14 protein-coding genes and 1 pseudogene are annotated in these 16,629 nt (G+C 72.1%); 7 read left to right on the top strand and 8 right to left on the bottom strand.

Going from position 1 to position 16,629, the window contains the following annotated elements; translation table 11 throughout:
- The first annotated feature begins 210 nt into the window (after positions 1 to 210).
- Positions 211 to 1,455: an MFS transporter gene (locus ACWENQ_RS13415; protein ID WP_452414292.1), complete on the top strand. Its 1,245-nt coding sequence runs from the start codon at positions 211 to 213 to the stop codon at positions 1,453 to 1,455.
- Positions 1,456 to 1,492: 37 nt separating this feature from the next.
- Here the strand turns inward: ACWENQ_RS13415 and ACWENQ_RS13410 are convergent, their stop codons facing one another.
- A complete protein-coding gene (locus ACWENQ_RS13410) occupies positions 1,493 to 2,317 on the bottom strand; it encodes an NAD(P)H-binding protein (RefSeq protein WP_452414290.1) in 825 nt (274 codons plus the stop codon).
- A gap of 86 nt (positions 2,318 to 2,403) precedes the next feature.
- On the opposite strand from ACWENQ_RS13410, the gene ACWENQ_RS13405 reads away from it, so the two are divergent.
- Together ACWENQ_RS13405 and hisD are read left to right on the top strand one after the other, a co-directional pair.
- The gene (locus tag ACWENQ_RS13405) at positions 2,404 to 2,940 is read left to right on the top strand and encodes a TetR/AcrR family transcriptional regulator (RefSeq protein WP_449924673.1); all 537 of its coding nucleotides are present in this window, start codon (positions 2,404 to 2,406) and stop codon (positions 2,938 to 2,940) included.
- A 121-nt stretch (positions 2,941 to 3,061) separates the two neighbouring features.
- The gene (gene hisD, locus ACWENQ_RS13400; RefSeq protein WP_449924670.1) at positions 3,062 to 4,357 is read left to right on the top strand and encodes a histidinol dehydrogenase; all 1,296 of its coding nucleotides are present in this window, start codon (positions 3,062 to 3,064) and stop codon (positions 4,355 to 4,357) included.
- Positions 4,358 to 4,478: 121 nt separating this feature from the next.
- Here hisD and ACWENQ_RS13395 read toward each other — a convergent pair whose 3' ends face one another.
- Both ACWENQ_RS13395 and ACWENQ_RS13390 read right to left on the bottom strand, forming a co-directional pair.
- The gene (locus tag ACWENQ_RS13395; protein ID WP_452414289.1) at positions 4,479 to 5,414 is read right to left on the bottom strand and encodes a dihydrodipicolinate synthase family protein; all 936 of its coding nucleotides are present in this window, start codon (positions 5,412 to 5,414) and stop codon (positions 4,479 to 4,481) included.
- Positions 5,411 to 6,586 (bottom strand): mandelate racemase/muconate lactonizing enzyme family protein, encoded by a 1,176-nt coding sequence (locus ACWENQ_RS13390; RefSeq protein ID WP_354904680.1) that lies wholly within the window; start codon positions 6,584 to 6,586, stop codon positions 5,411 to 5,413. The genes ACWENQ_RS13395 and ACWENQ_RS13390 overlap by 4 nt, the downstream gene beginning before the upstream one ends.
- 149 nt (positions 6,587 to 6,735) lie before the next feature.
- Here ACWENQ_RS13390 and ACWENQ_RS13385 point away from each other — a divergent pair, with 149 nt between their 5' ends.
- Positions 6,736 to 7,443, top strand: a complete 708-nt coding sequence (locus tag ACWENQ_RS13385; RefSeq protein ID WP_449924663.1) for a FadR/GntR family transcriptional regulator — start codon at positions 6,736 to 6,738, stop codon at positions 7,441 to 7,443.
- Positions 7,444 to 7,647: 204 nt separating this feature from the next.
- Here the strand turns inward: ACWENQ_RS13385 and ACWENQ_RS13380 are convergent, their stop codons facing one another.
- Genes ACWENQ_RS13380 through ACWENQ_RS13365 form a run of 4 tightly spaced genes read right to left on the bottom strand, consistent with a single transcriptional unit; the run spans position 7,648 to position 11,987 of the window.
- Positions 7,648 to 8,907: a mandelate racemase/muconate lactonizing enzyme family protein gene (locus tag ACWENQ_RS13380; protein WP_452414287.1), complete on the bottom strand. Its 1,260-nt coding sequence runs from the start codon at positions 8,905 to 8,907 to the stop codon at positions 7,648 to 7,650.
- Positions 8,908 to 8,914: 7 nt separating this feature from the next.
- On the bottom strand, positions 8,915 to 9,760 hold the full coding sequence (locus ACWENQ_RS13375; RefSeq protein WP_449924657.1) for a carbohydrate ABC transporter permease: 846 nt from the start codon (positions 9,758 to 9,760) through the stop codon (positions 8,915 to 8,917).
- Between the two features lie 8 nt (positions 9,761 to 9,768).
- Positions 9,769 to 10,719, bottom strand: coding sequence for a carbohydrate ABC transporter permease (locus tag ACWENQ_RS13370; protein ID WP_452414285.1), 951 nt, complete (start codon positions 10,717 to 10,719; stop codon positions 9,769 to 9,771).
- The gene (locus ACWENQ_RS13365; protein ID WP_452414284.1) at positions 10,719 to 11,987 is read right to left on the bottom strand and encodes an ABC transporter substrate-binding protein; all 1,269 of its coding nucleotides are present in this window, start codon (positions 11,985 to 11,987) and stop codon (positions 10,719 to 10,721) included. The genes ACWENQ_RS13370 and ACWENQ_RS13365 overlap by 1 nt, the downstream gene beginning before the upstream one ends.
- A gap of 168 nt (positions 11,988 to 12,155) precedes the next feature.
- On the opposite strand from ACWENQ_RS13365, the gene ACWENQ_RS13360 reads away from it, so the two are divergent.
- Both ACWENQ_RS13360 and ACWENQ_RS13355 read left to right on the top strand, forming a co-directional pair.
- Positions 12,156 to 13,811, top strand: coding sequence for a right-handed parallel beta-helix repeat-containing protein (locus tag ACWENQ_RS13360; protein ID WP_452414282.1), 1,656 nt, complete (start codon positions 12,156 to 12,158; stop codon positions 13,809 to 13,811).
- Positions 13,808 to 14,827, top strand: coding sequence for a hypothetical protein (locus ACWENQ_RS13355; RefSeq protein ID WP_452414281.1), 1,020 nt, complete (start codon positions 13,808 to 13,810; stop codon positions 14,825 to 14,827). Before ACWENQ_RS13360 ends, ACWENQ_RS13355 begins: the two co-directional genes overlap by 4 nt.
- Before the next feature lie 216 nt (positions 14,828 to 15,043).
- On the opposite strand, the gene ACWENQ_RS13350 is transcribed toward ACWENQ_RS13355, so the two are convergent.
- Positions 15,044 to 16,036, bottom strand: coding sequence for a Gfo/Idh/MocA family protein (locus tag ACWENQ_RS13350; protein WP_452414279.1), 993 nt, complete (start codon positions 16,034 to 16,036; stop codon positions 15,044 to 15,046).
- Positions 16,037 to 16,166: 130 nt separating this feature from the next.
- Between ACWENQ_RS13350 and ACWENQ_RS13345 the strand changes: the two are divergent.
- Positions 16,167 to 16,502, top strand: a pseudogene (locus tag ACWENQ_RS13345) (Gfo/Idh/MocA family oxidoreductase); the annotation flags it as partial.
- Between the last annotated feature and the right edge of the window lie 127 nt (positions 16,503 to 16,629).

Raw genomic sequence — 16,629 nt, 5'->3', positions numbered from 1 at the left:
ATCTCGACCTTCCGTAGAGCTGTCTTGACCAAGACATGGTCCCACTGGTCGTCACCGGCCGCGCGCGGGTGTAGCCGTGATGATCGGATACGGCGTAGCATGCCGCCACCGCGTTTCCCCGCCTTTCCCGCTTTCCCCGCGTTTCCCCGGGCTCCCCGGTTTCTCGAGGCTTCCCCGGGTTCCCCCGACCTTCACCGCGCGGAGGCCCCGATGAGCAGCCTGTCCCCGCCGCCCTCCGGCGCGCTGGCCGAACCCGTGCGCAGGGTGGGCCCCTGGTGGGTGGCGGGCATCGCGCTCGCCAACCTGGCGCTGTTCGTCGGCTACTTCGCCCCGCTGCAGGTCCTGCTGCCCGAGCAGGTCGCCGCCGCCGACCCCGCCGGCAAGGAGAGCGCGCTGGCCTGGGTGACCGGCGCGGGCGCGCTGGTGGCGATGCTGGCCAACCCGATCGCCGGCGCCCTGTCGGACCGCACGACCGGCAGGTGGGGCCGCCGGCACCCGTGGACGCTCGCGGGCGCGCTCGCGGGCGGCCTGGCGATGGTGTTCATGGCCTTCCAGACCAGCGTGCTGGGCATCGCGCTCGGCTGGTGCCTGGCCCAGGCCGCGCTCAACGCCACCCAGGCCGCGCTCAGCGCCGGCGTGCCCGACCACGTGCCGGTCGAACAGCGCGGCGAGGTGTCGGGATGGATCGGCGTCCCGCAGTCGGTGGGCGTGGTGCTCGGCGTGGTGCTGGTGACCGTCGTGGCCACCACGACCACGTCGGGGTACCTGCTCGTCGGGGCGGTGGTCGCGCTGCTGGTGCTGCCGTTCGTGCTGACCACGAAGGATCCCCGGCTGGCCGAGCGCCCGCCGTTCGACCCGAAGCAGCTGTGGGTCAGGCACCCCGACTTCTTCTGGGCGTGGATCACCCGGTTCCTGATGATGCTCGGCAACGCCATCGCCACCCTCTACCTGCTGTACTTCCTGACCGACGAGGTGGGCTACGAGCGGCTCTTCCCGGGCGAGAAGGCGACCGACGGCCTGCTGGTCCTGATACTCGTCTACACCGTCACGGTCGTCCTCACCACGGTGGTGGCGGGCGTCGTCTCCGACCGGCTGGGCCGCCGCAAGGCGCTGGTGACCTGCTCGGGCCTGGTCAGCGTCATCCCCGCGGTCATGATGGCCTGCTGGCCGCAGTGGCCCGTGGTCATCGCCGCCGCCGCCGTCCTCGGCGCGGGGTTCGGCGCCTACCTGTCGGTCGACAACGCGCTGGTCACCCAGGTCCTGCCGAGCGCCGGCGGCAGGGCGAAGGACCTGGGCGTCATCAACATCGCCAACTCCGGCCCCCAGGTGCTCGGCCCGGTGATCGCCGGCCCGATCGTCGCGGGGCTCGGCGGCTACACCGTGCTCTACCTGACCTCCGCCGTGCTGGCGCTGCTCGGCGCGGCGCTGGTGTGGAAGATCCGCGGCGTGCCGTGATCCGTACCCCGGACGTCCCGGGGAGGTCCTGAGAGGGTCACCCGGCGAAGTCGGCCGCGTGGTCGGCGAGGTAGTCGGCCAGCGAGCGCGGCGGGTGCCCCGCCAGGTCCGCCACCGTGCCGGTGGTCTTCGACCACGCGCTGTCCGGGACCGCGGCCATCATCTCGGCCAGCTCGCGGGCGGTCGCCTCGGGCAGCCCCCACCGCCGCCGGGCATGCTCGGTCATCTCCTCGATGCTCAGATCCACGTAGGTGACGGTACGGCCGAGCGCCGCGCTGAGCTGGGCGGCCACCTCCTGCTGGGTCAGCGCCTCCGGGCCGGTCAGGACGTGCGTCGCGCTCTCGCCGACGGGGGCGGTGAGCAGGGCGAAGGCCACGTCCGCGATGTCGCGCGTGTCGATGTAGCCGGTGCGGCCGGTGCCGTAGGAGCCGTGGAAGCGCCCGTCGGCGACCTCGCCGGGCAGGCTCTGCATGAAGCCCACGGGTTCCAGGATGGTGTGGGGCAGTCCCGACGCGCGCAGATGGGCGTCGGCCTCGCCGTGCGGCCCGCCGCTGAGCGGGGCGCCGGGTCGCGCGCCGAGCACCGAGACGCTCACCACCTGGGAGACGCCCGCGGCCGCGGCGCGGTCGATGACCTCCTTGTGCCGCCGGGCGAAGTTCGGCCACGGCGCGGTGTTCAGGAAGAGCCGCTCGCCCATGGGCACGGACGACGGCCGTTCGAAGTCGCCGACCGCGTACTCCACGCCGAGCGCCTCGCCCTGCTCGGGCCGGCGCACCAGGGCCAGGACGTCGGCCCCCGACTCGCGCAGCCGGGACACCAGGGCGCGGCCGATCGAACCGGTCGCGCCTGTCACCACGATCATCGAAGCCTCCATAAGTGGACGATTGGATTCCGTTTCTGTCGGGACGGTACACTAAGCGGAAGATCGTCGTCCAGTTAGGAGTGAAGGTGCGCGCTGACGCCCGCCGCAACAGGGACCGGATCGTGGAGGCGGCGCGCGCCGTGGTGGCCGAGCGGGGGATCGAGGCGCCGATGGAGCTCATCGCGCGCCGCGCCGGGGTCGGCGTCGGCACCGTCTACCGGCGCTTTCCCGACCGCCACGCGCTGATCGCGGCCATGGCCGAGCAGTACATCCACGAGATCGCCGACGCGCTCACCAGGGCGGAGGAGTCGGAGCGGGGGGCGTGGGCGGCCGTCAGGTCGTTCGTACTGTGGTGCGGAGACCAGGGCAGGGGCGCCCTGGCGGCGGCGCTGGCCGACCTGCCGCAGGAGCTGTTCGAGGAGATGCGGGAGTTCGTCACGGTCAGGGCGAACATGGTCGAGCGCCTCGAGGCGCTCGTGGCCGCGGCGCAGGAACGCGGGGAGATGCGGGCCGACGTGGGCGCCGACGACCTGATGACGTTGCTGAACATCTTCACCTGCCACCCGACGCCCCGCGGCGAGCACTACCTGCGCGTCATGCTGGACGGCATCGCCACCGGCTGACTCGGGGGTCCGCGCGTCGCGGCGCCGTCTCTCTGACCTGAACTTGACGGGGGTCTGACCGGATACCTCCCCTGACGCGGGCAAGCCGTCGTCAGGGTTCCCGTGCGGAGAGCGAGGCGGCATGGCGGCGATCATCGAGTGGCGGCTGGCGGGGGAGATGGAGCGGCGCCGGTTGCTGGCCAGGGGAGGCACGGCCGCGCCGGACCCCGAACTGGTGAAGTCGGTGACCGACCTGGTCCAGCGGGTACGGCTGCGCGGCGACGAGGCACTGGCCGAGGCGCTCGACCGTTTCCACTGCGTCAAGGCCGGCCTCAGGGTCGGCGCGGCGGAGCTGGAGGCGGCCGGCGGCGAGCTGGACGACACGCTCAAGGAGGCGGTCAGGATGTCGATCGCCCAGGTCAGAGCGTTCAACGAGACGGCGCTCGCCCGCTCGCACTGGCGGGTGGAGCGCGACGGAGTAACCGTCGGCGAGCTGGTCCGCCCGATCGAGAGCGCCGGCCTCTACGTCCCGTGCGGCAAGGGCTCCTTCCCCTCGGTCCTGATCATGCTCGCCACTCCGGCGCTCGTCGCGGGCGTGGGCAGGATCGCGCTGGTCGTGCCGCCGTGCGTGGACGGCCGGGTGGACCCGGCTGTGCTGTTCGCCGCGCACGAGCTGGGCCTCACCGAGGTCTACCGCAGCAACGGGCCCGCCGGCATCGCCGCCCTGGCCTGCGGGACCGCCACGATCCCGGCCGTCCGCAAGCTCGTCGGCCCCGGCAGCCCGGCGGTGAGCGTCGCGATGGCGGCGGCGCAGCGGCTCGGCTGCGTGGTGGAGACCGGCTTCGGGCCCACCGACCTCATGATCGTCTGCGACGGGTCGGCCGACCCCCGCCTGCTGGCCGCCGACCTGCTGAACGAGGCCGAGTACGGCTTCGACTCGGCCGCCGTCCTGGTCGGCACCGACCGGCAGGTGCTGGAACGCGCCGCCGCCGAGCTGGCCGCCCAGATCGACGAGCTGCCGGGGCCGCGCCGCGACTACGCCGAGAAGTCGGTGCGCGGAAACGGCGGCATCGTCCTGGTGGGATCGGCCGAGGAGGCCATGGCCGTCGCCAACGCCTACGCGCCCGAACATCTGCAGCTGGCCGTCGCCGAGCCGGAGGCCTGGCTGCCCCTGGTACGGCACGCGGGCGCGGTCCTGCTCGGCCAGTGGACCACGCCCGCCGCGTCGAACTTCGCCATCGGCACGCCCGCCACGCTGCCCACGACCGGCTTCGCGAAGGTGGCCAGCGGGGTGTCGGTGCACACCTACCTGACCAGGATCCCCGTCGCCCAGCTCGACAAGGACGCGTTCTGGCGGCTCGCGCCGACGATCATCGCGCTGGCCGAGCACGAGGACTTCCCCGCCCACGCCGCCACGGTCACCGTCCGGCAGAACTGAATCCGTCGCCGGCCGTGCCGTACCGCGCGGACGGCGAGCCGGGATCGGCGGGTGGTGGTCCGGGGGTGGCGGCTGGTGGGCCAGGATCGGCGGCTGGCGGGCCGGGAGCGGCGGCTGGTGGCTAGGGAGCGGCGGGTGGTGGGCCGGGTGCGGCGGGTGGCGGCTCGGCCCGGTCCTCGACGGTCCGCCAGGCCCGCTCCAGGATCGCCAGCCCCTCGCGGTCCAGGTCGCGCAGCGGCGCCCGGCAGTACCCGGCAGGCCGGCCCCAGACGCGCAGCAGCCCGCGGTAGACCGCCAGGTCGCCGGCCCCCGGCACGACGGCGTCGGTGACCAGGCGGCGCAGCGGGAGCAGGCGGCCCCACCTGGCGCGGGCGTCCGGCAGGTCGCCCGCCTGGACCGCCCGCCACAGGCCGGTGCCCTCCGCCGTGGCGACGTTGAGCAGCCCGCTGATCCAGCCGTGCGCCCCGCCCGCCATGGCCTCGAGCGGCGCGGTGAACCCGCCGTAGAAGACCGCGAAGCCCTCACCCGTCGCCGCGCGCAGCTCGTGCACCTCGTGCACGGTCGGCAGCGTGCTCTTGACCCCGTGCGCCACGCCCTCCTGGTGGAGCCTGGCCAGCTCGACGACCGGCAGGGGAGGGACGGCCGCGTTTGCCGGGATGTTGTAGACCCACAGCGGCAGCCCGCAGGCCGCCGCCACCGCGCGGTAGTGGCCGAGGATCTCCCGCAGGCTGGGACGCTGGAAGTACGGCAGGACCACCAGCGCGGCCGCCGCCCCCATCCGCTCGGCGTGCCGGGTCAGCGCGATGGTCTCGGCCGTGGTGTAGGCGCCGGTCCCGGCCAGCACGGGCACCCGGTCCCCGACCGCGTCCAGCGCCACCTCCAGCAGCCGCCGCCGCTCGGCCCCCGACATCGCCACGAACTCGCCGCTGGTGCCGCCCACGACCAGGCCGTGCGCGCCCTGCTCGACCAGCCAGTCGAGGTGCTCGGCCGTGGCCCGCTCGTCCAGGCTCCCGTCGGCGGCGAACATGGTCAGCGCCGCCGGCCAGACCCCTCTCATCGGGTGCCGCCCCGGTCGTACTCGGGCCGGAAGGGGTGCTTGACGATCTCCTCGATCCGCGGGACCGGCCCGAGCCCGGGGGCGTCGGAGACGATCCACTCGCCGTCGCGCACCTCGGGCGGGTTCTCGGTGTAGCGGTCCCAGTAGACGAGCTGCTCGGGCGTCAGCATCGATTCGGAGATCAGCAGGTTGGGCAGCGTCGCGGCCAGCTGCCAGGTGGCGGCGCTGGCCAGCGGGCCGAACGGGTTGTGGAAGGCCATGGAGATGGCGTTGGCCTCGGCCATCGTGGCGATCCGCTTGGCCGCCGTCAGGCCGCCGCAGAAGATCACGTCAGGCTGCGCGACCGCCAGTGCCCGCTGCTCCAGGAACGGGGCCGCCGCGTACGGGCCGGCCCAGCGCTCGCCGGCCGCGATCGGCGTCGTCGACCGCCTGGAGACCTCGGCCAGCCACTCCGGCCGCTCCGGCGGCACCGGCTCCTCGATGAAGGTCAGCCGGAACGGCTCCAGCACCTCGCACAGCCGCACCGCGTCGGCCACGTTCAGCCGGCCGTGGCAGTCGAGCATCAGGCGCACGTCGGGCCCGGCCACCTCGCGCGCCGCGGTGAAGTACTCGGTCACCAGCGGCCAGATCCAGTTCGGCAGCAGTTCGGTCTCGGTGTGCCGGGCCGGGATCGCCGCGGGCGTCTCGTGGTGGACGCTCGACACCTTGGTGTAGAAGCCGGGCAGCGTGGTCTTGATGGCGGTGAAGCCTCGGGCGATCCTGTCGGCCACCTCGGCCGCGAACTGCTCGGGCGTCTCGGTGGCCCTGGCGTGGGTGTAGACCGGCACCGTGTCCCTGAACCTGCCGCCGAGCAGCCGGTGCACGGGCACGCCGAGTGCGCGCGCGTTGAGGTCCCACAGCGCCACGTCGATCGCCGAGATCCCGATCGTCAGCAGCGTGCCGCCGAGGAAGGAGTCGCGGTACATCCGCTCGAAGTGCTGCTCCACCCTGGTCGGGTCCTTGCCGACGAGATACTCGCCGAGCTCCTCCACTAGCGCGGACACCGTCCTGGTACGGCGGCGCATGGCGACCTCGGCGTACCCCTCGACACCGTCGTCGGTCTCGATTTTGACGTAGATGGCGTTGTAGTAACCGAACTCGGCGATCCACTGGCGGACAGCGGTCACGCGCATGCGCTGGCTCCTTCGGGGAGGGGATGGATCCCATCCTCAGCGCACTTAGGACCTAAGTCAATAGTGTGCCTGAGCACAGTGGTTTTCCCGGAAACCCGCCATGGTCTACGCTTTCCTCGAACATAGGTCTTTGGTGAAGGAGGCACTCAGTGGCCGAGACGATGCCGCGCGACCGCGCCCTCCTCGGCACGAGGATCGCCGGACTGATCACCGAGCACATCCGCGCCAGGGGCCTGTCCGAGGGCGATGAGCTGCCCTCGGAGGCCCAGCTGGCCGACGAGTACGGCGTGAGCCAGCGCGTCGTGCGCGACGCCTTCCGCTCCCTCGCCCAGCAGGGCGTGATCCGCACCCGGCAGGGCAAGCGGGCCGTCGTGAGCGAGCTGCGCCCTGTGGCCGTGCACAGTTACTTCCGCCTGGCGATGGAGGCCGACGCCGCGGCCCTCGACGAGCTGGTCGAGTTGCGCCTCGCGCTGGAGACCAAGGCGGCCGGCCTGGCCGCCACACGCATCACCGAGGCCGAGCTCGACGCGCTGCGGGCGCTGCTCGACGAGGTGGAGCACGTGGGCGACGACCTGCGCAGGCGGGTGGAGCTCGACCTCGCCTTCCACATCGGGGTGGTCAAGGCGGCCCGCAACCGCTTCTTCAGCGGCGTGATCGAGGCGCTGTCCGACGCGCTGACCACCGAGCGGGAGCGGGGCAAGGAGCTGACGGAGGCGCTGGGGGAGGGGCACGCCGAGAGCGACGCCGAGCACCGCGCCCTGCTGCTCGGGCTCGGCACCGGCGACGCGGCCCTGGCCGAACAGCAGATGCGCGCCCACCTGCAGCGCGTCCAGCGCGCCTTCCGCGCCGACCACTGACGGATTCATCGGGTCCAGCGCGCCTTCCGCGCCGACGGCGCCGGCGCTCGCGGAAGGCCCGCGTGCGGAAGGCCCGCGTGCAGGAGGCTCGCAGGCGGAAGGCCCACGTGCGGGAGGCTCGCGTGCGGGTGGACCGCTCGCGGGAGTACCGCGGGAAAGGACCGGCTCCCGGCGAGGACCGGAGCGCCGGGAGCCGGTCCGGTCTCATTCCCAGACCGGCGCGGCCTGCGCCCTCCGGTACAGCGCGTCGAACGCGGCCGAGCCGTCGTCGTCGCGCACCCCGAGGCTCGCCCCGCTCGGCTGGACCGGCAGGTTGCCCACGTACCTGCACTCCTCGAACAGCTGCTTGATCCCCGCGTAGTGCCGCACCCTGCCGTCGCCGAGGTGGAAGCTCAGCAGCCGTCTGGGCAGCACGGGCGTGAACCCGTCGGGCACGCGCCACCGCTCCAGCGCCGCCTCGTCGAAGGTCACGCCGAGGCCGGGGCCCTCGGGCAGCCTGCCGTACCCGCCGCGCACCTCGATCGGCTCGGTCAGCAGGTCGTCGGCGTAGACGTTGAGGCACGTCACCGCGGGCCAGCGGGCGTGGGTGAGCACGGCGCCCAGGTGCAGCGTCCAGGCGGTGGTCAGCCCGGGGCCGACGATCTGCAGGAAGAGGTCCTTGTTGAACGCGGCGGCCCGCAGGCCCTGCGCGATCGTGCCCGACACGCCCGCGTTGCAGGAGACGAAGCCGTCGATCGCGTCCTGCCGCATCCACTCGGGGAACAGGGCCGCGTTGTAGTGCTCGACGACCGGCCGGCCGGCCCGCGCCCTGACCGCCCGCTGCGCGGCCACGTCCGACTGCAGCACGGGCGACTCGTACATCCGCACCCTCGGCTGCCGGTCCAGCCGCCGCAGCACCTCGATCGCCTCGCCGGGGGTGCGCAGCATGCCGTTCCAGTCGAGGTCCAGCTCGTAGTGCTCGGGGGTCACCGCCGAGATCGCCGCGACCTGCTCGTGCACGTCGAACCAGGGCCTGGCCTTCAGCTTGTGGGCCAGGTAGCCCTCCGCCAAGGCGTCCTTGGCCTCCTCGGCCAGCACCTCGGGCGGCATCTTGGTGCTCCACCACGCCAGCGGGCACCAGCGCCGCACCACCGGCTGGCCGAACAGCGCGTGGACGGGCACGCCGAGCGCCTTGCCCGCCACGTCGTACAGCGCCATCTGCAGCCCGGCGCCCAGCGTGTCGTCGGCCATCACCTCGGCGGGATGGCGGCCCACGACCCGGGCGACGGTCTCGTCGGTGGTCCTGGCCCAGGTGTAGTGGGGCAGGCTCTCGCCGTACCCCACGAGGTCGGTGGCGTTGGTGCGGACCCGCACGACCTCGACCACCGCGAACTCGGCGACCAGGATCTCGTTCCACGGGCGGGAGCGCTCGCGGAAGGGGACGTGCACGGTGACGCGCTCCACCGCGGTGACGCGCAGGCTCATGGGCTCCTCACTTCCCGTACCCGGCGGCGATGCCCTCGATGAGGCGGCTGCTCATCCACAGGTAGAGCAGCAGCAGCGGGATCACGACGATGCAGATCCCGGCGAACAGCACCGACCAGCGCGCGCCGGTGTACTGCATGGTCTGGACGAAGTTCAGCAGCGTCAGCGAGATCGTCTTCTGCTCGCGCAGGAACGACAGGGCGAAGAAGGTCTCGCCCCAGTCGCCGATCGCCTGCAGGATGAACAGCGCGATCAGCCCCGATCTGGTCAGCGGCAGCATGACGCGCCAGTAGGTGTGGTAGGGCCCCGACCCGTCCAGCGCCGCCGCCTCCTCCAGCTCCCGGGGGAGCGAGGCGAAGAAGGCGGTCAGGAAGAAGACGGAGAACGGCAGGTTGGTGGCGATGTAGACGATCAGCAGACCGGCCAGCGAGTCGATCAGGCCCATCCGGTCCAGGCCCAGGTAGATCGGGATCATGATGGCGGGGCCCGGGATGCCCAGTCCCATCGCGAACAGCACGGTGACGGGGCCCGACAGCCGCCAGCGGAAGCGCGACAGCACGTAGGCCGCGGGCGCGGCCAGCAGGATCGTGCCGAGGCCGCTGCCCGTCACCAGCAGCAGCGAGTTGAGCACGCCTTCGCCGAAGGCGGCCGAGGTCCACGCCTCGGCGTAGTTGCCCCACTGGAGCTGGGCGGGCAGCCCCCACGGGTCGTGAACGACCTCCCTGGTGGTCTTCAGCGACGACAGCGCCATCCAGCCGACCACGAACAGGTCGAAGACGGCCAGCGACCAGGCCAGCGGCATCGCCAGCAGGAACAGGGGGCCGCGGCTGCGCCGTACGGTGCGGGTGGTCATGCGGCTCCTCAGTAGTCGGTGCGCTCGCGGCGGCCCATCACCCTGCGGACCAGGAGGGTCAGCACGACGGTGAGGACCATGGTGAGGACGGCGGCGGCCGAGGCGATGCCGTACCTCGGCACACCGTCGGAGGGGAAGGCCCCCGCGTAGGCGTAGACGGAGAACGTCCACAGGTCGGTGGGCGGCAGGCTGCCCGCCGCTCCCGCGAAGACCAGCACGAACTCGAAGGTCTTGAGCGCGCCGATCGCCCACAGCACCGCGCACACCCCGATGACGTCCCACATCAGCGGCACCGTGATGTGCCAGAACCGGCGCGCGGCCGAGGCGCCGTCCAGCTCGGCGGCCTCGTAGAAGGCGCGCGGGATGCGGTCGGCCGCCGCCATGAAGATCACCGTGTACGTCCCGGCCGCCAGCCATGTCATGCCGGCCATGACGGTGGTGAACATGTTCTCCGGCGCCAGCCACAGCGGCGGGTCGGGCACCCCCAGCGACTTCAGGACCGAGGTGGCCAGCCCGTCGGGGTCCAGCAGGAACCCCCACAGGATGGCGATCACCAGCCCCGGCACCAGGCTGGGGAAGAACACCACGGCCCGCACGAACTTCCGGCCGGCCATGTCCTGCAGCAGCATGGTCAGCACGAAGGCGATGACGAAGACGGCCGCGCCCACGCCGAACAGGATCTTCATGGTGTTCGCGAACGACCGGCCGAAGACGGGGTCGGCGACCATCTCGGTGTAGTTGCCGAGCCCCGCCCACTCCATGGGGCCGGCCCCGGCCCAGTCGTTGAAGCTGATCCAGACGGTGAAGACGCTCGGCACGATCATGACGAGCGTGTAGCAGACCAGCGCGGGAAGCAGGAACGGGCCGATCATCCGGCGCCTGGCCGCCTCGAAGGGCCCCACACCCTCCCTCCGTACGGCAGGCCGCGCCGGCGCGCGCTCCAGCAGACGTACCGCCATCAGCCCTTCGACTTCCAGTAGGCGGCGGCCTGCTCGGCCATCCTCGTGGTGAACTCGGCCGCGCTGATCTTCCCGAAGAGCAGCTGGTCGCTCAGCGGCAGCAGTACCTTGCTGGTGAAGTCGCCGGAGTCGACCACGTCGGCCTTGTTGATCTCACCGCTGTCCAGCGCCTTCTTCAGGTCGGCGATCTGCGGCGCGGCGGGCACGTCCTTGCGCACCGACATCTCCAGCGCCACGGTGGAGACCTTCTCCTGGTACTTGCGCTGCAGGAAGAAGGCGACGAAGCGCTTGGCGTCGGCGGCGTTGCGCGCCTTCTTGGGGATGCCGAACCCGGTGGTCGTCACGTTCAACGTCGGCGTCTTCCCGGCCACGGCCGGGAAGCGGAAGGCGCGGAACTCGAAGCCGGGCGCGGCGTACGGCGCGACCTCCTTGGGCAGGTAGGTGCCCTGGTAGAGGAAGTCGGACTCCCCGCCTGCCCATTTCTGCTGCATGGCGGGGAACTTGGTGGCGTTGAAGCCGTCGGGGAAGTAGCCGCCCTTGGCCAGGTTCTCCACCATCGTGGCCGCCTGGAGCACCTCCGGCTTGAGCCAGCCGCGCCCCGTGCGGTCGGGCGCGAGCGCGTGCCAGCCCTCGTCGCCCATGATCGCGCGGGCGAAGTGCTCCAGGTAGCGGGCGTTGTAGTTCGGGATGCTGCCGTCCTGCCCGAGCGGCTTGCGGCCCTTGGCCTGCTGCGCCTCCAGCAGGGCGGTGAACTCCTCCCACGTCTTGGGGGGCGCGGTGACCAGTTCGGGGAAGGCCTTGCCGTTGAAGAACCAGCCGTAGGTGGAGACCTGGTAGGGGACCTGGGTGACCACCCCGTCGGCCGAGGTGGCCATCCGCCGGTAGGCCTCGCCGACGGTCTCGGCGACGGTGGCCTGCTCGCCGTGGACCTTGGCCTGGTAGACGTCGGACAGGTCGAGGGCGGCCTTGGTCGCGGCGAACTGCCTGGTCAGCTCCCTGTTGTTGCCCTCCACCAGGTCGGCGGGCACGTGGTCGGTGTTCAGGCTGGGCAGGAACGTCTTGACCGCGGTGCGGCCCTTCCACTGGGTCCTGACCTTGACGCCCGTCTCCTTCTCGAAGTCGGCGGCGGCCTCGGCCAGCACCTTCTGGTTGGGCTCGCCCTCCGACCACATGCTCCAGACGGTGATCTCCCTGTCGCCGCCGCCCGAGGCTTGGCCGCCGCAGGCGGTTAACAGGCAGACGGCGACGATCGCGGCTCCGACCTTCATGGGGACCGCCCTCTCAATTAAGACATAGGACAGATGTGTGTGCCCACCGTACAGCGCTTCCGCCCAGGGTCAAGAGGCATTCCAGCGCGGCCGATTCCTTGACGGCCCGTGGATCGGCGGTTACATTCCGGCCAATACTTCCGTCCTAGGTCCTAGGAAAGGATCGTCGTGACGCATCAGGAGACCTCCCGCCGCTCGGTCTTGGCAGGGCTCGGGCTCGCCGCCGCGGCGGCCGCCCCCGTGGTGGCCGTTGCGCCGCCCGCCCAGGCGGCCACCCCCGAGAACGCCGCCACCGTCAACAGCATCAACCTCTACCCCGCCGACGCCTACGGCGCGGTCGCCGACGGCGTGGCCGACGACTCCGCGGCGCTGCAGCGGGCGATCGACGCCGCCGCCGCGGCCGGTGGCGGCACGGTGGTGCTGCGGGCCGGCAAGCAGTACCTGCTCGGCAAGTCGCTCCAGCTCAAGACGGGTGTCGCGCTCGCCTCCGACCGCGCCCGCGCCACGCTGGCCCTCACCAGCGGCTACGCCGATCCGCACGTGCTCGCCGTCAAGGACGTCTCGGTGGTGACGCTGCGCAACCTCAAGCTGGACTGCGGCGAGCGGCGCCCGCTCCTGGCCGGTGTGCACGTCACCGCGAGCACCGACGTGATCCTCGACAACCTGCACGTCGAGGGCCTCACCGCCGGCGCCTACGACCGTCCTTCCGGCGTGGGCTCCACCGCGCTGGTGCGGATCGGGGACTCCCACCGGCTCCAGGTGGTGGGCTGCCGCCTGACCAAGGGCTACATCGGGCTCAACGTCGTCGGCAACTCCACGCACATCCTGATCGACGACTGCGACGTGCACGACCTTTCCCAGTTCGGCATGCACGTCCACGGGACGGTCGCCTCCCACACCGAGCACCTCACCATCAGCCGCTGCCGCGTCGAGCGCATCGGCGGCGGGCCGCACCCCGAATTCTCCGGTACCCCGATCTACATCACCTCCGGTGGCACCATCCATCCGGGGGCGCAGAAGCACCGCTTCGTCAGGGCGACCGACAACACCCTCACCGGCAACTACAAGGCCTTCAAGTGGGGCGGAAACGCCGACATGATGGCCATCTACGACATCCACGACGGCTTCTTCGACCGCAACGTGATCTTCGGCGGCGGCGACGCGGGCCTGTCCACCGACCGCTGCCGCAAGCTCGTGATCGCCAACAACATCATCGGCCACTGCAACACGGTCGGGATCAACGTCTGGGAGGCCGTCGACTGCACCGTCGTCGGCAACGTGGTCTACAACAACTACCAGAACTTCGACGGGCACCTCATCGCCGAGGACCGCGGCGGCATCAGGACCTACGCGAGGGACGGCAAGAAGTCGGAGAACGTCGTCATCGTCGGCAACCGCAGCTTCGACGACCAGGCCACCAAGACCCAGGACTTCGGCATCTTCATCCACCCGCGCACCAGGGGCGTGGACATCGGGGCCAACACCCTCACCGGCAACAAGACGGGCCTGTTCAAGACCAAGTCGGCCGAGGACATCACCTTCTCCTTCGTCGTCACCCTCGACGCCCTGCCGACCACGGGCTGGTGGGACAAGAACATGGTCGTCCAGCTGCGCAACCCGGCCGCGGGCCAGCCGTCCCGGTGGATCTGCACGGTGGCGGGCACCCCGGGGACCTGGCGGCCCGAGGCTTCCCTGGACGTCCCGGCGGTGATCACCGCCACCCCCGCCTACGCCGGACAGCTGGCCCTGGCGAACAACGCGCTGTACGTGGCCAAGGGCACGGCCTCGGCGGCCGACTGGCGCAAGGTCGGGGACCTCGCGTGACAGGTGCACCGGACGCGGCGCGCCCGAGGACCCTCCTGCGCCGGCGATCCCTGCTGGGCGGCGGCGCGCTGACGGTGGCGGGCGCGGCGGCCACCGTCGCCGTCCCCGCGGCCGTCCCCGCCGCGGCGGCCTCCTCGGCGGCGCCCGCGGGAGTGTCCGCGGTGTACGCGCAGTACGTGCGGCGGGAAACCAAACTGCGGCTCTGGACCAGGCGCGAAGGGCACCGGTGGATCCGCTACGACCTGCAGCGGTTCACCGCGACGGGGATCAGCCTCGACGCCTGGCGCCTGCAGGAGGTGTTCGCGGTCGACCTGTCGGCCGACGTCCCGGGTCCCGGCGTCGTCGAGACGAACCCGGCGCGGCTCGCGACGCCCGCCAACTACGAGTACGCCCTCTCGCTGCAGGGGGAGAGTCATATCGGCGGCATGCACGGCTTCGAGCTCTCGCGGGGGTCGCTGGTGGTGCTGGACGGGCGTGCCATGCCCGTCGACGAGCTCCCCGAGTACGCCTCCGCGGCCGAGTTCGAGCTGGCCCAGGAGAACGACCTGCTCTCCCGCGGCGACAGAGGCGTGGTCGGCGACCTGCGGGTGCGCCACCTCATCACGTCCGCCGGGCTGCGGCTGCGCTGGAGCCTGACCTGGCGGCAGGCGCGGACGGTCGCGAACGCCTACGGCGCGATGCTTCCGGCCGACAAGAACGCCGCCGTCTCGACCAGGTGCAGGTTCATGGGCGAAGCGCGCGAGCACGACCTCACCGTTCCCGGACGGCCGCGCGCCGACGCCTACGGCGTGCAGATGTACAACAGGAGCAACGGCCTGGCGCTCTCGGTGGAGCTGACTCCCGACTTCCAGGCGGGATACGCCCACGCGAGCGGCTCGGGGATCTGGGTCAAGACCGACCAGCCGGGCTACAACAAGGCCTACCCCACCCGCGTCTACCCGGGACAGCTGGAGGACGTGGCGGAAGGCGCGACCTGGCGGCTCGACGCCACCTACCGCTTCGCCTGCCCCGCCTGATCAGCCTGGCCTGACCGGCCTGCCTGACCTGCCCGGCATGACCTGCCCGGCCTCCAGTCTGACCGGCGTGACCTGACCGAGCATGCCCGGCGGCCGCCTCCCGCCGCCGGCGCGTGCCCTGCCCCGCCGCCCGTCCCGCCCCGCCGCCCGTCCCGCACGGGTGCCCTCGCGTACACGTGCGGGACGGGCGGCAAGGCATCCGAAGCGCTCCGGGGATCAGCCCGGCTTGACCGAGACCCCGGTGCGGGCCGACTCGTAGACCGCCAGGACCAGGGCCAGCGCCGCCCTTCCGTCGGCCGAGGTGACCTCGGGGGCCCGGCCCTCGCGCACCGCCGCGACGAAGTCCTCCAGCTGCAGGCGGTGGGCCGCCGCCCCGAGCCTGGCCGGCGGCTCCGGCTCGGCGCGGTCGTCCTCGCCGACCCTGAAGGCGGTGATCACCTCGTTCTCCACGACCGCGTGCCCGGCGTCGCCGTGCACCGAGACGCGCACGCTGTTACCGCCGTGCGCGGCCGTCGTGGCGAACAGCCGGCCCAGCGCGCCGCCCGCGAAGCGGACCACGGCCGCCGCGGTGTCCTCCACCTCGATGCCCTCGTGCGCCAGCAGTCCCGCGTACGCCGACACCTCCTGGGCCGGGCCGAGCAGCGCCAGCATCAGGTCGACGACGTGCACGCCCTGGTTCATCAGCGCGCCTCCGCCGTCCAGCGCCCATGTGCCGCGCCAGCCGCCCGAGTCGTAGTAGGACTGGGGCCGCCACAACGTCACCTCCGCCGTTCCGGACGTGAGGCGGCCGAGCTCGCCCGCCGCCACCGCGGCCCCCACCTGGCGGAACGACGGCTCGAAACGGCGCTGGCTGATCACCGTGACGGTCCTGCCCGACTCGCGCTCGGCCGCGATGATCCGGTCGGCCGCCTCCAGCGTGATGTCGATCGGCTTCTCGATGACCACGTGCTTGCCCGCCCGCAGCGCGGGGACGGCGGCCTCGGCGTGCAGGCCGCTGGGCAGGCAGACGACCACGGCCTCGATGTCGTCCCTGGCGTACAGCTCGGCCGGGTCGCCGTGCGCGTCCACGCCGTGCTCGGCGGCGAGGCGCGTGGCCCGTTCCCGGTCGGTGTCCGCGACGGCGGCCAGCTCCGCCGTACCCTCCATGGAGGCGATGAGCCTCGCGTGCAGGGCTCCGATGACCCCGCACCCCACGATCCCGAATCGCACGGTTCTCCCTTCAAAGATCTGACCTAGGACTCTAGTTTTCTGCCTCCCATAGGTCAATAAGTCCGGATTCATGGCAAAGGGAGGTCCTATGTCATAAGCTCGCGGGCACATCGAGCGATCGGAGCAGCGGATGCGACTGGGCCTCATCGGCATCGACAACACCCACGCCGACCATGCCGTCCGGCACCTGAACAAGGAGCACGCGCTGGGACCCGCCCGGGTCGTGGCCGTCCAGGGCGGCACGGGCGAGCAGGCGGAACGGCTCGGCGTCGCCACGCACGTGCGGCACCCCGAGGAGCTGATCGGCCTGGTGGACGCGGCGATCGTCATGGACAGGGACGGCTCCCTGCACCGCCGGCATGCCGAGCCGCTGCTCAAGGCGGGCATCCCGGTGTTCGTCGACAAGCCGCTGGCCACCACGGTCGCCGACGCGGAGGCGGTCATCGCGGCGGCCGCGGCGGGCGGTGTGCCCGTCACCTCCTACAGCGCGCTGCGCTGGCACCCCGCCGTGTCGGCGCCCGCCGAGCTCGGCGAGGTGCGCGCGGTCGTCGCCACCGGACCCGTGCAACGCGACAGCCCGTTCGGCGGCATCG

The sequence above is a fragment of the Nonomuraea sp. NPDC004354 genome (assembly GCF_053602555.1).
Note: the sequence above shows the minus strand (reverse complement) of the source record. Positions and strands in the feature narration are given on the sequence as shown.

Bases quoted from the DNA above. Each gene is read 5' to 3' on its own strand.
- ACWENQ_RS13365 (WP_452414284.1), bottom strand. From the start codon at position 11,987: ATGAAGGTCGGAGCCGCGATCGTCGCCGTCTGCCTGTTAACCGCCTGC.
- ACWENQ_RS13380 (WP_452414287.1), bottom strand. From the start codon at position 8,907: ATGAGCCTGCGCGTCACCGCGGTGGAGCGCGTCACCGTGCACGTCCCC.
- ACWENQ_RS13395 (WP_452414289.1), bottom strand. From the start codon at position 5,414: ATGAGAGGGGTCTGGCCGGCGGCGCTGACCATGTTCGCCGCCGACGGG.
- ACWENQ_RS13390 (WP_354904680.1), bottom strand. From the start codon at position 6,586: ATGCGCGTGACCGCTGTCCGCCAGTGGATCGCCGAGTTCGGTTACTAC.
- ACWENQ_RS13410 (WP_452414290.1), bottom strand. From the start codon at position 2,317: ATGATCGTGGTGACAGGCGCGACCGGTTCGATCGGCCGCGCCCTGGTG.
- ACWENQ_RS13370 (WP_452414285.1), bottom strand. From the start codon at position 10,719: ATGGCGGTACGTCTGCTGGAGCGCGCGCCGGCGCGGCCTGCCGTACGG.
- hisD (WP_449924670.1), top strand. From the start codon at position 3,062: ATGGCGGCGATCATCGAGTGGCGGCTGGCGGGGGAGATGGAGCGGCGC.
- ACWENQ_RS13415 (WP_452414292.1), top strand. From the start codon at position 211: ATGAGCAGCCTGTCCCCGCCGCCCTCCGGCGCGCTGGCCGAACCCGTG.
- ACWENQ_RS13375 (WP_449924657.1), bottom strand. From the start codon at position 9,760: ATGACCACCCGCACCGTACGGCGCAGCCGCGGCCCCCTGTTCCTGCTG.